Below are 15,801 nucleotides of genomic sequence, written 5' to 3' on the forward strand. Positions count from 1 at the left end.
TATCTGAGGCAATAAGAACTGATTTTTTCAGTGTCGTTCCTTTGATGATTTCGTCGAACCATTCAAGTTATCACTTTGCGACTGATTTTTCAGCCAAGCGGTCAAAACTTCAGAAAGTTGAGACAAAGACTTTTCTAACGTGGGTGAAAGTTCCAAAGGAAGACTTCCTGACTGCAAATGGAGGGAGCGTTGCGGAAAGGGAATCTGAACATGACGATGCCGCAGAATTTCTTCAATTTGAAAGTAGAGGTCGCTCTTGATTTGAAACTGCTTGCGAGGTTGTGAGATCCAAACTAATAACTGAAAATTTAAAGAATCTTCATCAAAGGCTTTAAACCAAACTTTAGGTGCTGGTTTTTTTAAAACATCAGGATTATCTTTTGCCGCCTCTAGCAGGGCAGAACGCACGGTACTCAAACTTGAACCATAAGCTACACGCACGGGTAATACTAGCCGAGACACAGGGCTACGATGGCTCCAATTCACCACCTCCTTATCTAATAAACGAGAATTTGGCACAATCACCGTTATGTCATCTAAAGTACGGATATGAGTGCTGCGGGCAGTTAATCGCTCCACCGTTCCCATAAATTCCCCAATTTGCACAAAGTCCCCGATTTCGATAGAGCGCTCAAAGGTGATGACTAAACCGCTCACCAATTCCTTGGCAATTCCCTGCAAGCCAAACCCAATTGCCACACCCAAAACACTCGCTACTATTGCCAGGGAACTGATGTCCAAGCCCCAAACTTGCAACAGAACGACTGTACCAATAAATATTAAACTGTAGTTGATAATAACGGCTATGGATTCTTGAACACCTCGGCTAACACTAGTAATGCGTAATATACGCGATCGCAATAAATTCGTAACTGCTCCTGCAACAGCCACTAATCCAAAAAATAGGGCAATTAGGATAATGATATTGATGACTGAATAAGACTTTTCCCCTAGAGAAATGACTGGTGATGTCAGACTCATCCAAAGAATATTAGCAATGCCCTGACTCCACTCGCGCGTTAACGGAAATAAGTCTGTAATGTAAATAAGCGTTCCTAACCATAATCCAGCACGCACTAAGGAGAGCGTCAATTGTAGAAATAATTCAATACCCTTAGGTTGCGCTCCCGTATCAGGGTCATTCGCTTCCCTAGGAACGAGTCTGCGTAGCCAAGAGCGCCAAATCCGACCCAAAACTAGATGGAGAGCAACTGCACCCAACACGGATAAAACTGCAAATAATATCGCTTTCCATAGATAACTTAACCTTCGTTCTTGTTGACCTTGCGAAATAGCCTCAGTGATTTGTTGCACCCAGATTTGAGCCTGTTCCTGCTTTGTTCTACCAGGAGGAGTGTCTTGTTGGGTTACCGTTAGCAAGTGACGACCATTTACCTGAATCACGGGTAATTCATTACTTTCTACAATCTCCACCTTTGCTGGTTCAGTCGAGCGGATTGCTGCCTTTAAAATCAATTTGGCATCAGCCGCGCGATTTTCAGCGCTAAATTGCCCAGATTCACTGACTTCAAATAGCCGACGACCATCCAGTGTAATCACAGATGTCGGTCGCCCTTGCGCTTGTACTGACATTTGACTCGTTGAAAACCATGTCAATACAACCATCAAAGCAATGGCAGAAATGATGATAATAATGCGAAAGCGACGAAAGCGACTCATAAAAACCTCGCGGGAGTTTGGAAACCAAGTCTTCTTATTCCAATTTGCGAGCATTACCGTTACCTTCTGCTTTCCCATTGTCTCTTTGTGCTCGCATATCGGCAAGCTTCATAAGAGCATCACTGATTCTTACTGGTTTTGGCACTTCACCCGATCCTGCGGGCCATCCTTCACGCTGACGTGAGCGATTCCCATCTGTTTCTTCTGTCTGATCGTGGAACAAAATTTGTGTCGTTGGGAAGGGCAAGTCAATGCCGTTGGCTGTCAGCTTATTTTTGATAGCAGTCAGAACCTGATCCCGTGAGTCGAGACTATCTGCCCGTCGCGGGGGAGCAATCCACCACCGGGCACGGATATTGACTGTACTTTCAGCAAGTTCCATCACCAGCACGTCAGGAGCGGGGTCTTTCAAGACCACATCTACACTATGCATTGCTTGGAGAATCAACTCCTTTGCCCGTTCAATATTGTCGCCGTAACCAATGCCAACATCATACTCCAAGCGGCGGTTCTCAAAGGCAGTATTCACAGTGACCGAATTTGTAAATAGTTCCGCATTGGGAATTACGATGCGGCGACCATCGTATGTTCTGATTGTTGTAGCACGTGTCTGAATGTTTTCTACCGTTCCCTCAAAGGTTTTAAAGATAATTTGGTCATCGATTTGGAACGGTTCAGTTAAAAGAATTAGGATACCAGCCAAAAAGTTTTGCAAAATGTCACGGAAGGCAAAACCAATTGCTACACCACTGATACCTAAGAGTTGAACTAAATCTCCTGCTTGGAATGTTGGAAGGACAATCGATAAAGCTATAAATAAACCCAGTAAGATGATAGCCCCCTGCGCCAAACGTCCGAGAATCAGCCCCAGATTACGTGCATGGCGATACCTTCGAGTTAGGCGTCTGACAGCAAACCGAACTATCCTACCCGCGAACCAAAATAACGCAAAGACGAGCAATGCCAATACAATATTAGGCAGCATGATGATGAAACTATCTAGCATTTTCTGAAGTTTTACCCATACTGCTGATACTGATTCCTGAAAATTCATTACACCTTTTTCCTAGGGAGATGGTGCTTATATTAATAGAAAATTTTAAAAATAATTTCTGCCTAAGGTCAGTCATATATTGCAGCAATACACAAATTTTTCTAACGCAGCATAACTTTTATCCAGTTTGTTATGGCATGATCTGCTTTGGCTCTTGTCAAGAAAATTCAATCATTTTAATGTTATAACTCTGGCTAGATGGAGAAAATTTCAAAATATGAATAAATACCCAAAAAACAACAAGAGTTTTGAGGGAATCGATAGAGGGGTTGCAACATAATTCCTCAATTTTCGTCTACAGGCTTTTTCGTGAATGAGGGATAGTATTTTGCGAAACATCAATAATATTCGCCATCGTTTCAATAATTTAAAAAACAAAAGAGTTGCGCCGCATGAAATAGAGGAAATACGAAGCGGACTCTTAGAAGAATCAACTATAGATATAAATTATGTCGTGTTGATTTTAGGCTCGTGTGTCATTGCCACCTTAGGATTACTTTCTAATAGTGCCGCTGTCATTATCGGTGCTATGATAGTTGCTCCTTTGATGTTACCAATTCGAGGGTTAGCATTTGGAGCTTTAGAAGGCGATGTTGTTCTCTTCCGCAAAGGTTTAAGTGCAATTGTAGTAGGAACAGCCTTGGCAATCACTTTAGCTTTGTTAGTTGGTTATTTTGTAGGGCTTCCAGAATTTGGCAGCGAAATTATTAGCCGTTCTAAACCTAATTTACTAGACTTAGGAATTGCAGTGGCAGCTGGAGGAATTAGTGGTTTTGCTAAAGTTAAGCCAAAAATTTCAGGTTCTCTGGCTGGTACTGCCATTGCTGTTGCTCTTATGCCACCGATATGTGTTGTGGGTTTGGGTTTATCACAAGCAAATTGGTCGCTCAGTATTGGTGCAACCTTACTTTATCTGACAAATTTGCTGGGAATTACCCTTTCTTGTATGCTGACTTTTTTGCTCACCGGTTGTACTCCACTGCACCGTGCGCGTAAAGCTCTAGGTTGGACACTAGCATTTACAGCGGTACTTCTCATTCCTTTAGGAGTTAGCTTTTTCCAGCTGGTTAGGCAAGCCCGGCTTGAAGCCAGTCTAAAAAGAGCTCTACTAAATCGAACTATTACCTTTCAACGAGTGATATTACTAGATAGTGATGTGAATTGGTTAACCAATCCGCCGGAAGTCCGTTTGAATGTTCGCACTAGGGAACCTGTCACACCAAGACAAGTGATGCTTTTAGAAGAATTTTTAAAAAAAGAAATGGGTCAGCCCTTCATTTTGATTTTTCAAGTTGGTCAAATAGAGGAAGTTAGGCGCGAAACCCCGGATAATTCCGAATTTAAGTAGATGTCTGAAAATTACACTCAGCCATTCTTAACTATAGTAGGTTGTGTAAAGCGTTTCTTAATCTAATCTTCTATAAAAGATGTTTACTTTTAATTATGAAAAATATTTTTATGAAGACATTCACTTTTTGTTAACTTTTATAAGTATCTAATTTGTTCTATGCCCCAAGGTACATGATTTATTTTTCATTTTAAAGAGTTGATCTAGAAGTGGGCGATCGCCCTATGTCCCTCACCGTGGGCACGCCTGCGGCGTAAGTCCTGCGGACACGCACTCGCGTTCGGGCAGTGAGTGCGCTGCGCACGAACGCGAGTGCGCGCGCTTTGGGCATTGGCACGAAGTGCCCCCCATAGGCGATGCTCCCAAAGGGAGCCGAGCCCTTGCGGGCGATCGCACCCGATGGTTTGCTATTGTTTATAGACGATACCAACGGCGTAATTTATTGAGTGCCATATAAGTGTCATATATCGGTGAAAGTAAGTAGCATAAAACGCGGCGGAAACCATGATACGTATCTGACGCGCAGAGGTTGAGATATTCTCCGTGTCCTCGTTGCTGTCACTTTCTATTCACATTTATCGTCGATACTCAAAATAGAAAACAATTGGTCACTCCTTGAGAGTCAAAAGTCTAGAGTGATTAAAGTTAGCTCTTGGCTCTTGACTCTTTATTACCTTTAATAATGTACCCACAAAAGCTTATTGCCAATAGGGAGTTTTTATTATGGCTGGACTGATTTGGACTTGGCTAGTCACTGCTGTCAGTTTTTTGATTATTGCTAGATTGCCAATTGGAGTGCAAATTGACGGTTTTGGCAAAGCATTGATTTCTGCTGCAGTTTTCGGAATTTTGAATGCTATTCTGCTTCCCATTTTGACCTTTTTTACCTTTCCCTTTATTATCGTTACTTTGGGTTTATTCTTCTTTATTTTGAATGCAATCATCTTTGCTTTAGCTGCGTATTTAGTACCAGGATTTAGCTTACGGTGGGGGATTTGGAGCGCTCTAATTGGTTCAATTGCTTTGGCAATTATTAACTCCATCCTCTTGAGACTTGTGGCACCAATTGCTTAATCAACAAAGAATAGAGAAGCATTCCTAGATGTCTAATGATAAAAAGCATAAGATTTGTAGACAATATTCCCTTAGAAGTTAGAGTTCATGAGAAAATTTTTGCGACAACGAATCAGCTATTTACTAATGGGAACCGCTCTGTTTATCCTGTTAGCTTCTTGTCAACCAACACCAGTAGCAGAGTCACCATCTCCCGCAGAGACTCCCACAGCGACACCTGTAGTGACACAAACCCCCGCTACTTCTTCCCCCGTAGCCTATCTTGACAAGGGCTTGAGTGCTTCCCCCGCACAGCTACCACCATTGCCATATGACTATGGCGCACTAGGCAAAGCGATTGATGCAGAAACCATGAAACTGCATCATGACAGGCATCATGCAGCATATGTCAACAACCTCAACGAGGCTTTGAAAGAGCATCCTGACTTGCAGAACAGAAGCGTTGAAGCTTTGCTGCGCGACCTAGACAGCGTACCTGAAGACATTCGGACAACGGTACGCAATAACGGTGGCGGGCACCTTAACCACACGATTTTCTGGCAAATTATGAGCCCTCAGGGAGGTGGGCAACCAACGGGGGCGATCGCCACAGAAATCAATCAGACCTTTGGTAGTTTTGATGCATTTAAGAAACAGTTTGATGAAGCGGGAGGCGATCGTTTCGGTAGTGGTTGGGTTTGGTTAGTACGTAACCCCCAAGGACAACTGCAAATTACAACAACACCAAATCAAGACAGCCCAATTATGGAAGGTTTGTATCCAATTATGGGTAATGACGTGTGGGAACACGCATATTACCTTAGATACCAGAACCGCCGCGCTGAGTATTTAGAGAATTGGTGGAATGTTGTCAACTGGTCAGAAGTCAACAGGCGAGCGCAAGTTTCATCACAACGGCAAAGTTAGGAGGTACGCGCCAGTGAGAAGTTTGTTGATAAAAAATCCTGTGGTCATAGGGGCATCTTGGATAGGGGCGTATCTTGTTATAAAGGGTAGGTTGAAAACCCCGTGCTTTTAAGCCGGGGATGAAAACCACGACGTAGGCTAAAGCCTACTGTGACGTTATTCTCGTTGCTGTGCAATATAATTTTTGACCGCTTCAGTAGAAATATTACCAGCAGTACTAACAAAATAACTCGGCGTCTACAAAGTAGGAAGCTTAAGCAATTCTGGGAACTCTTTTCTTAAATATGATGATGCACGACCTTTAATCAACCGGATGATTTTACTAGGGTCGTCGCATGGTTTTGCATTTACAAATAAATGTACATGATCAGGCATAATTTCCATAGCTATAATTTTCCACCTATTTTCGTGACATACTTCGCAAATAATCTGTTGTAGTCTTTCAGCAATAGCACCTACTAACACTTTCTTTCTACGCTTTGGTATCCATACAAAGTGATAGTTAAGAAGAGATACAGCATTACCTTCATGCCTGTACTCATCGGGTTCAAAATTTGTCATATCTTTACAATTAGCTCTTGTTCTTTTGTTTAAAAATATTGTATTTTATACATAAGCAATAAACAATAAGGAGGTGATAACGCAGTGCTAGTACTAGAGTACAAAGTGAAAGGTAAGCAACAACAGTATCGAGCTATTAATGAAGCTGTCAGGACGACTCAGTTTATTAGAAATAAAGCTATTCGTTACTGGATGGATGCACCGAAAGAACAAAAAATAGACAAGATTGCTTTGAACAACTATTCAACAGCACTGCGTAAAGAGTTTGGATTTGTTAAACATTTGAATTCAATGGCTTGTCAGGCTGCAACTGAAAGAGCATGGCTGTCTATTGCCAGATTCTACGACAATTGCAAGTCTAAAAAACCAGGCAAAAAAGGTTTGCCAAGATTTCAAAAAGATAATCGTTCAGTTGAATACAAAACTTCAGGATGGTCACTACATCCTACAAAGCGACGTATCACTTTTACCGATAAAAAAGGTATTGGGGAAGTTAAGTTGTTAGGAAAATGGGATATTCACACCTATCCTGTTAAGTCCATAAAACGGGTTCTATTGGTTCGGAAAGCTGATGGATATTACTGCCAATTTGCAGTTGATATCGAGGTTAAACCTGAAGAAAGAACAGGTGATGGTGAGTTAGGAATTGATGTCGGTTTAGAATATTTCTACTCTGATTCCAATGGTCATCATGAAGAAAATCCAAGGTTTCTGAGGAAAGCCGAAAAATCTATTAAGCACGCTCAACGTCAAATATATAAAAAGGAGAAAAATAAAAATCAACGACGAATAGCTAGACAGAGATATGCCAAGAAGCATTTAAGAGTAAGTAGGCAACGGAATGAACACGCAAAGAGAATTGCGCGTAACGTATGCAAGGCTAACGCTTTAGTCGCCTATGAAAACTTGAATGTCAAAGGCATGGTACGAAACTACTGTCTTGCCAAGTCCATTAATGATGTGGCTTGGACACTATTTCGTCATTGGTTGGAATATTTTGCTGCTAAATTTGGAACCACAGTTGTAGCTGTCAATCCTAGAATGACTTCTCAAGAATGTAGTAATTGCGGAACAATTGTGAAAAAATCTCTTTCAACTCGTACCCATAAATGTGCCTGTGGCTGTGAGTTGCAAAGAGATGTGAATGCAGCGATAAATATTCTGAATCTTGGAAAACAAGCGTGAGTGTTGGGCAATCCCGAAGTAACGCTGTAGGAGTCGGAACCTATACGCTACTTGGTGCAAACCTGGTAGAGCAAGTTGCGACGTTGATTACAGAATCCCCTGGCTTTACGAACAAATGAGCGACAGCGAAATTTGTTCAGCCAGGGGAGTGTCAAGCTAATTCAATTCCTACTTGGTTGACTGAATGGCTTCCAGACACTGGCGGTTATCTAGCAGGTAATCTCGGACCAGGGCGTATGGATTTTCGCTTTTTCACTGTCGGGAATATGATGGCAATTATCACCTCTCTGGCAAGCGAGCAGGAATCTCAGAGCATTATGAATTTAATTGAGCAACGCTGGAGTGATTTGGTGGGATATATGCCCATGAAAATTTGTTTTCTAGCACTCGAAGGTATGGAGTGGAGAATCGTCACAGGATGCGATCCAAAAAATATCCCTTGGTCGTATCATAATGGTGGTAATTGGCCAGTTTTACTCTGGCTACTAGCAGCTGCGGCTCAAAAAACAAATCGTCTAGAGCTTGCTCACAAAGCTATTGAGATTGCTGAAACTCGTTTAATGGAGGATAAATGGCCAGAATACTACGATGGTAAGAACGGTCGATTGATTGGCAAAGAAGCAAGGATATATCAAACCTGGACTATTGGTGGTTACTTAGTAGCAAAAGAGCTAATCTCAAATCCGAGCCATTTAGAATTACTATCTTTTGATTTTGAATAATAAACCTCTTATACCGTTTCCATATGAAGATGCATAGAAAGAACCCCACCGCCTGCGGCACCTCCCCAACGCATCGGGGAGGTTAGGAGGGGTAAAAATAATATGTACCTTCATAGAGAATTGGTATTATCAGAAGTCAAATTTATGAAAATGAAACCACAGATGCACACAGATTAACACAGATGATTTATCTGGGTGCATCTGTGGTTCTAAACATTCATCAATCTACTTTTGCAAGAAGCCTAATAATAACTCAACTTTTTCACATGACATCAACAGTAGTCCTAAGAACACCTCTGCGTCGTAACCGCTGGTTTGAACGATGCATTGCCATCCTGACACTCATGAACTTGAGTCTAGTCTTTTTTGACTTGACCTATGTGGCTTTGCGTGATTTTTACTTGCAAGCCTTGCCACCTTTAACTCGAATCTATGACCCAGTTAAGGGCATTGAACCCCATCCAGAGACACAAAACTATCTCCACAAGGTAAACGAATTGCAAGAAGAGGTTTTGCAAACTGGATTGCAGTCACCCCAAGCAGCAAGTTTGCTTAGTGAATTGCGTGTTCTCAGCAGTCAAATAATTGAGGATAATCCTTTTGACGTTGCAAATAAAAGTGGTACCTTAGCAAAAATCAAAAATGAAATACGCTTGCGTACTCATGAACAATCTGCTAGGGCTGCCTTTGCCACTTTTTGGAGTCAAACTTATCTGTCGCAGCAGCGTTGGCAATCAGAAATCAATTTTTTCGATTCTCAAATTCGACCTCTCATTGAAACTAATTACTATAGAGGTATTGACAAAGTCGGTAACTTTGTCAATTTTTTCTGGCTGATTGATTTACCGTTTGTCATTATTTTTGCCCTAGAATATCTGTCGCGTACTTTTTATATCAGTCGCCGCAATCCCAACTTGAACTGGCTAGAAGCTATGCTACGGCGTTGGTACGATTTATTTTTGTTACTTCCCTTCTGGCGATGGTTGCGCGTTATTCCAGTCATTATTCGTCTTTACCAAGCTCATTTATTAAATCTTGAACTACTACGAGCGCAATTGAACCATGATTTTGCGGTTAGTTTTGCTGGGGAACTCACTGAAATGGTAGGGATTCAAATAATTGACCAAATGCAAGATGCGATTCGTCGGGGTGATTTAGCACGTTGGTTATTTCATCCTGAAACGCGCCGTCCTTATGTTCAGGTAAATAACGCTAACGAAATAGAAGCTATAGCTACTCGCTTATTCAACATCAGTGTTTATGATGTTTTACCTCAAGTCCAACCGGATTTAGAAGCTTTAGTGCGTCACACTATTGAAAGTACTCTTAACGAATCTCCAATATATCAACAAATACAAAATATACCTGGCTTGAGTCAATTACCCACCCAAATTACAGAAAATTTAACTAAAGATATGTCTCAAAGAGTTTATAGCAGCTTAATAAAAACTCTAGAAGACCCAGTGAGTGCCAAACTAACTGATAATCTCATAACAAACTTTAGATATTCCTTAGAACAAGAGTTACAAAAGACGCATAACCTGCAAGAAATTCAATCTTGGCTGGTGGATATGCTAGAGGAAGTAAAAATTAATTACGTTAAAAAGATTGCCGAAGGCGGAATGGAAAAAGTTGTGGAGGAAGCTGAAAATTTGCGCTACCAAGCTACTATCTTGGGTTAGTACCTCCTTGAAAAGGTTGATTGTTAATATAGCAATCCTAAATGATATCAAGTCCGGCAAATTACCCGTAATAAAACTTGTATGTAGTAAGGACTTCAGTCCTTAGTTTTCGCTCAAGAGGACGCGCATTCCTCACTACAAATTTAGTAAGGTTATTTAATCGGACATAATATGATTCGTGAGATTCCCTCTCTTTCTTTTCTTCTTGGATTTGGAATAAAATTTACAACAATTTTGTCGCCTAGAGATGCTGACAGCCGACACGAAACCAACGATAGCCATAGCCCTCAAGTTGGATATTGTGCGAAGTGCCGTCTATAGCTTCGTAGGGCTGGTCTCCAAGTAAATCTATCAGGCGTTCCCCGTCGCCTTCTTCTAGCTCAAGTGTTACAGTACAAGCCTCACTGGCTAAATTATGCACGGCGATGACAACACCACTGTGCCACTCACAACGGTGTGCAAAAATGCAAGGATTGTCTGTACTGATGATTTCGTATTTCCCCCAGCCAAACTCTGGGCATTCCTTACGCATCCGGATTGCGCGTTCCATCCAGTTGAGGAGCGATTTGGGGTCACGACGCTGCTCAAGAACATTCAAGTGCTTGTAGCTGAATTTCCCTTGCTGAACTACGGGAAGTACCAGTTGTTCGGGAGGTGCTGTTGAGAAGCCTGCATTCGCCTGACTTGACCACTGCATTGGCGTGCGAGCTGGCTTGCGTTCTTCTAGGGACAAGTCATCGCCCATTCCAAGTTCCTCACCATAATTGATCACAGGGGTACCAGGTAAGGTCAACATCAGGCTGTAAGCAAGCCGCAGGCGACGCGGGTCACCATCAACCATCGGGGCGAAGCGACGGCGGATACCCCGGTCGAAAATCCACATCTGCTCTCTATCCGGTGCAAATGCATCTGCAATCTCGTCTTGTTGGGCGTCGGAAAGTTTATCAAGGGTCAGTTCATCATGGTTGCGGATGAAGTTCGCCCACTGACCAATTTCAGGAATATTCGGTAGTGATTTCAATGCTTCAATCAGTGGAGCAGCCTTTTCTTGGACGAGAGCAAGAAACAAGTGCTGATTAACAAAAAAATTGAAGAGCATTTGCATCTTGTCTCCGTCCCCAAAATATGGTGAGAGTTTATCTACCGAGACATTGACCTCTGCTAGCAAAATCGCATCCCCACGTCGCCACGAGAGGAAATTTCGTATCTCCTTGAAGTAAAGGTAAAGACTATCGACATTAAGTTGGGTTTTACTCTCCCGTATTTCAATTAAAAACTGAGCTGCATCGACCCGGAAGCCAGATACACCTAGAGCAAGCCAAAAGCCCATGACTTTCTGGATTTCCTGACGCACCTGCGGGTTGGTAAGATTTAGATCGGCTTGGTGGTCATAAAATCGGTGAGCATAGTAGGCTCCCGCTTCTTCGTTGTAAGTCCATGTACTTTTCTGAAAACCTGGGAAAACGATTCCTTCCTCTATGTCTTCAGGCTTCTGTTTCGACCACACATAATAATTCCGGTACTTTGAATTTTCATCCTTGCAAGCTGCTTGAAACCAAGGGTGCTGGTCAGAAGTGTGGTTGATTACCAGGTCAACGATAATGCGGATACCGCGTTCATACGCCTGACGTGTAAATTCAACGAAATCCCCAAGCGTACCTAAACGGGGATCAACGTTGTAGTAATCCATCACGTCATACCCGTTGTCTTTGTTGGGAGTAGGATAAAATGGCATGAGCCAAATGCAGGTAATTCCCAACCCAGCGATGTAGTCTAGTCGCTGAGTCAGTCCCTCAAAGTCACCGACACCATCGCCATTGGCGTCCATGTAGGTTTCGACATCAATGCAGTACAAGACAGCGTTTTTGTACCAGAGGTCCAACATAGAGAATACCGTGGAGGAGTTGTGTGTACAGGAAACCTTTGGCGTTGAACCTGATTAACTCATAAGTTAAAAAGGTAATATAGAACCGCTTTGTCAACCTGTAAAAGTTTCTTGATGTTTCCAGTCTTGGAAATCAATGTGACTAAAAAGTGACAGCGATGCAGCACTTGAACTCAAGCGAGTTTCTAGCAGAAAGTTTCCTTAGTACAGCTTCTCATAAATCCATAACGTTACCATATTGTGCAATCCTGTACTAAGTGAATTACATATCCTCAGTACCGCATAATTGAGGACAATCCGTTTGATGTGGCAAATAAGGAGCCTAGAATTGTTATGGCGCTTGAGTCGGTGCAATCTTCCGCCATCATTGAAGACAATCTGAAGCAATTTCTTTTGGTACTCTCAGTATCTCTAAGTGTGGCAACGCTGCCGCAGATTTTTAGCTGGTTTCGCCAGATTCCCTATACCTTGTTGTTGGTAATTGTCGGCTTAGGTTTGGCTTTTGTCGATGTCCGCCTCGTGAATCTTTCTCCGGAGTTGATTCTGTCAATTTTTTTACCACCACTCTTATTTGAAGCGGCATGGAATTTGAAATGGCCGGGCTTGAAGCGAGATTTAGTTCCCATCTGCTTGTATGCGGTGCTTGGGGTAGTGATTTCGATTTTAGGAATCGCCTTGGGGTTAAATCAACTTACTGGAATGTCGTTAACTACGGCAATGCTAGTTGGGGCAAGTTTATCTGCTACTGATCCGGTTTCTGTGACAGCGTTATTTCGAGAACTAGGTGTGGGAAGCCGTCTGACAACGTTGATGGAAGGTGAAAGCCTGTTTAACGACGGTATGGCGGTAGTTGCCTTCAGTTTTTTGGTGGCGCTTCCCTTAGGTACTGCTAACTTGGGGATTCAGTCGATTTTAGTTCAATTGTTTTCAGTTGTTGGTATTGGTATTGCTGTCGGCGGTTTCATTGGTTTTGGTATTTCCTATCTAACTCAGCGGTTCGATTTGCCATTGGTAGAGCAATCATTAACTCTGGTTTCTGCCTACGGCACTTATCTTATTACCGAGGATTTGGGGGGTTCGGGAGTGATTGGGGTAGTTACCACAGGCTTAATTCTAGGTAACTTTGGCTCTCGCATCGGTATGAACCCGCGCACCCGAATTATTGTGACTGAGTTTTGGGAGTTTCTGGCGTTTTTTGTCAACTCCATTGTGTTTCTGCTGATTGGCGATCAGATCCACTTTGCCATTCTAGGAGAAAACTTGGGAATTATTGCCGTGACCGTGGGAGCGGTGATTTTGACACGGGCGATCGCTATCTACGCTCTAAGCAGCCTAAGTAATCGCCTCGTTAACTCGTCGATTCCCTTACAGGACCAAACGGTACTGTGGTGGGGCGGATTACGAGGTTCAGTTTCCATTGCTCTGGCATTGAGTATACCTGCTATCCTGCCTGGGCGCGAGGAAATCATCGCCACAGTTTTTGGGGTGGTGTTGTTTACTTTGTTAGTGCAGGGATTGAGTGTTAAACCTTTGTTGGAGAAACTCAATCTTTTGGGGGATCAACCTCTGCGTCAGAGATATTCGGAAGCGATCGCGCGTTTGGCTGCGCTCAATCGTGTTCTGCAATACCTCAATCAAGTAGAGGAACGTCCGGGTGTTGAACCAGAGTTTTACCGCTACCAGGAAACGCTGGTCAAAGGGGAGTTGAACCGTTTGCAACAAGAGATTGACCAACTACAAAATGAGTATCCTAATTTGCGGAGCTTTACGGCTGAACAGCTGCGGAGAGAACTGCTGTCGATTGAGGCAGACACCTACGCTGAATTTGTTAAAGCAGGTCGGCTGAATCAGGAATTGTCTCCTTTTCTCCAGGAAGATTTTCCAGAAGGCGACGCTACCCTATAGCTTTGGAACAATCGCCCAAAAAGCGCCGATATCCGGCGTCGGTTCCAGTAGGGATTTCAACAGTACTAGGGAACTTTGCAGGGTAAAAATTAGACAGGTCGTCAATCCAATATTTTCTTCAAAAACAATATATTATAACAATGGCTCAAACACTCTCCATCAAGTGTGACAAAAATTTTTTTGACACTTGTACACCTTTTTGGCAACGTTTATCGCAGAAGTCAAAATAACTTTCCAAAACCAAAGTGGATGTTGCTTCCTTAGTCACTGTTTCAATTATTCTCCTGCTCCTAGCCACCGGCGTTGCTCTGCTAACGCGGCGGCTTCGTGTTCCCTACGTTACAGGTTTAGTGTTGGCAGGTTTGCCGATCACTGAGCTGTTCTCTCGTCCCATTGGTTTAGATCCAACCCTTGTTTTGAATCTTTTTCTACCGATTTTAATATTTGAAGCTGGTATCAATACAGATATCAGTCGCCTACGAAGCACGTTTAAACCAATTGCCCTCCTAGCTGGTCCAGGGGCTGTGTTTTCTAGTGCTATTATTGCCGTCCTATTGAAATTTGGGCTGGGACTGACTTGGATACCCGCTCTATTTGTAGGAGTCATTCTAGCAAACACTGATACGGTTTCAATGATTGCCGTCTTTAAGGAGATACGGGTGCCCTCCCGGCTTTCCACCATCGTTGAAGGAGAAACCTTATTCAATGATGCCGCTGCCCTAGTTTCGTTCAACCTGATTTTGCAAGTCTATTCGACAGGTTCGCTCACGTTACTACAGGGAATCCAACAGCTCCTATTTATCGCTCTAGGAGGCTGCGTCGTGGGGTTAGTCTTGGGCTACTTGAGCATACCTGTATTCGCCCGTTTAGATGATCCCCTTAGCAGTCTCTTACTAACTGTCGCAGTTGCATTAGGAACTTTTCAGGTTGGGCAATTTCTCGGTGTATCAGGTGCTGTGGCTGTAGTTATAGCTGGATTAATTTTCGGCAATTTTGGGCTTTCTCGCAATACTTCTGCTTCTAGTCGCATTACCTTGTTGAGTTTCTGGGAATATGCCAGTTTTACTGTCAACACCTTTATTTTTCTACTGATTGGTGTAGAAATAGACCTGGTAACGCTCTGGAGGGCTTTACCTGGAATTCTACTTGCAGTTTTGGCGTATCAAGCAGCGCGAGTTCTTACGGTCTATCCGCTGCTAGCAGGGGTTCGTTGGTTTGACCGCCCAATTCCATTGCGCTGGCAACATTTACTCTTTTTAGGCAACATCAAAGGTTCGCTCTCAATGGCTTTGGCGTTGAGTTTACCCACCACACTGCCGGGGCGAGAGGGTCTCATCGCTTTAGTCTTCGGTAGTGTGCTGGTATCATTGGTAGGTCAGGGGTTAAGCTTGCCCTGGCTGGTAAAACGCTTAAAATTATCTAAATTTTCAGACGCTCAGCAGCAGGTTGAAGAATTGCAAGCCCAGCTGATGGCAGGTAAAGCAGCACAAGATGAATTAGACAGCCTGTTGAAGTCAGGGGTGTTGCCAAAATCTGTCTATGAGGAGATGCGTTCTGCTTATCAGGTACAAGTGGCAGCAGCAGAAAGGACGCTGCGGGAATTCTATAATCGCCGCCCGAATGAGTTTGACGAAAACAGAGGCGAACACACAAAACTCGATGCTATTCGTCGTCGTTTATTGCTAGCAGAGAAAGCAGCGCTTAATGAGGCAATGCGTAAGCGAATCCTCTCAGAAGAAATTGTCCGAGGGCGGATACAAAAGATTGACGAGCAACTGCTGAGACTAGATGATGATTAG

9 protein-coding genes and 3 pseudogenes are annotated in these 15,801 nt (G+C 43.0%); 8 read left to right on the forward strand and 4 right to left on the reverse strand.

The features are described from left to right. Positions 1 to 27 precede the first annotated feature (27 nt). Positions 28 to 1,734 carry a mechanosensitive ion channel family protein gene (locus ACM0OZ_RS26090; protein WP_414585730.1) on the reverse strand — a complete coding sequence of 569 codons (1,707 nt, stop codon included), beginning with the start codon at positions 1,732 to 1,734 and terminating at the stop codon, positions 28 to 30. Further along, entirely contained in the window at positions 1,715 to 2,734 is a 1,020-nt protein-coding gene (locus tag ACM0OZ_RS26095; RefSeq protein WP_414585731.1) for a mechanosensitive ion channel family protein, read from the reverse strand. Before ACM0OZ_RS26095 ends, ACM0OZ_RS26090 begins: the two co-directional genes overlap by 20 nt. A gap of 313 nt (positions 2,735 to 3,047) precedes the next feature. Here ACM0OZ_RS26095 and ACM0OZ_RS26100 point away from each other — a divergent pair, with 313 nt between their 5' ends. The 3 genes from ACM0OZ_RS26100 to ACM0OZ_RS26110 all read left to right on the forward strand — a co-directional run bounded on the left by ACM0OZ_RS26100 (position 3,048) and on the right by ACM0OZ_RS26110 (position 6,062). Next, complete coding sequence (locus tag ACM0OZ_RS26100) at positions 3,048 to 4,082, forward strand: DUF389 domain-containing protein (protein ID WP_414585732.1); 1,035 nt, start codon at positions 3,048 to 3,050, stop codon at positions 4,080 to 4,082. 723 nt (positions 4,083 to 4,805) lie between these two features. Then, entirely contained in the window at positions 4,806 to 5,156 is a 351-nt protein-coding gene (locus ACM0OZ_RS26105) for a phage holin family protein (RefSeq protein WP_414585733.1), read from the forward strand. Between the two features lie 87 nt (positions 5,157 to 5,243). Next, on the forward strand, positions 5,244 to 6,062 hold the full coding sequence (locus ACM0OZ_RS26110) for a superoxide dismutase (protein ID WP_414585734.1): 819 nt from the start codon (positions 5,244 to 5,246) through the stop codon (positions 6,060 to 6,062). A gap of 156 nt (positions 6,063 to 6,218) precedes the next feature. Here ACM0OZ_RS26110 and tnpA read toward each other — a convergent pair. Beyond that, positions 6,219 to 6,623, reverse strand: a pseudogene (tnpA, locus tag ACM0OZ_RS26115) (IS200/IS605 family transposase). An 84-nt stretch (positions 6,624 to 6,707) separates the two neighbouring features. Here tnpA and ACM0OZ_RS26120 point away from each other — a divergent pair. The 3 genes and pseudogenes from ACM0OZ_RS26120 (at position 6,708) to ACM0OZ_RS26130 (ending at position 10,212) form a co-directional block, all read left to right on the forward strand. After that, positions 6,708 to 7,927 (forward strand): annotated as a pseudogene (locus ACM0OZ_RS26120) (RNA-guided endonuclease InsQ/TnpB family protein). 36 nt (positions 7,928 to 7,963) lie between these two features. Continuing rightward, positions 7,964 to 8,530: pseudogene (locus tag ACM0OZ_RS26125) on the forward strand (glycoside hydrolase 100 family protein); the annotation flags it as partial. Between the two features lie 266 nt (positions 8,531 to 8,796). After that, a complete protein-coding gene (locus ACM0OZ_RS26130) occupies positions 8,797 to 10,212 on the forward strand; it encodes a hypothetical protein (protein ID WP_414585735.1) in 1,416 nt (471 codons plus the stop codon). A gap of 241 nt (positions 10,213 to 10,453) precedes the next feature. Here the strand turns inward: ACM0OZ_RS26130 and ACM0OZ_RS26135 are convergent, their stop codons facing one another. Further along, a complete protein-coding gene (locus ACM0OZ_RS26135; protein ID WP_414585736.1) occupies positions 10,454 to 12,097 on the reverse strand; it encodes an alpha-amylase family protein in 1,644 nt (547 codons plus the stop codon). A 333-nt stretch (positions 12,098 to 12,430) separates the two neighbouring features. Here ACM0OZ_RS26135 and ACM0OZ_RS26140 point away from each other — a divergent pair, with 333 nt between their 5' ends. Together ACM0OZ_RS26140 and ACM0OZ_RS26145 are read left to right on the forward strand one after the other, a co-directional pair. Beyond that, positions 12,431 to 14,002 (forward strand): Na+/H+ antiporter, encoded by a 1,572-nt coding sequence (locus ACM0OZ_RS26140; RefSeq protein ID WP_414585767.1) that lies wholly within the window; start codon positions 12,431 to 12,433, stop codon positions 14,000 to 14,002. 245 nt (positions 14,003 to 14,247) lie between these two features. Then, entirely contained in the window at positions 14,248 to 15,801 is a 1,554-nt protein-coding gene (locus ACM0OZ_RS26145; RefSeq protein WP_414585737.1) for a cation:proton antiporter, read from the forward strand.

It is taken from the genome of Scytonema sp. PCC 10023, from assembly GCF_963920835.1.
In the GTDB taxonomy this organism is placed as follows: Bacteria; Cyanobacteriota; Cyanobacteriia; order Cyanobacteriales; family Nostocaceae; genus Kalymmatonema.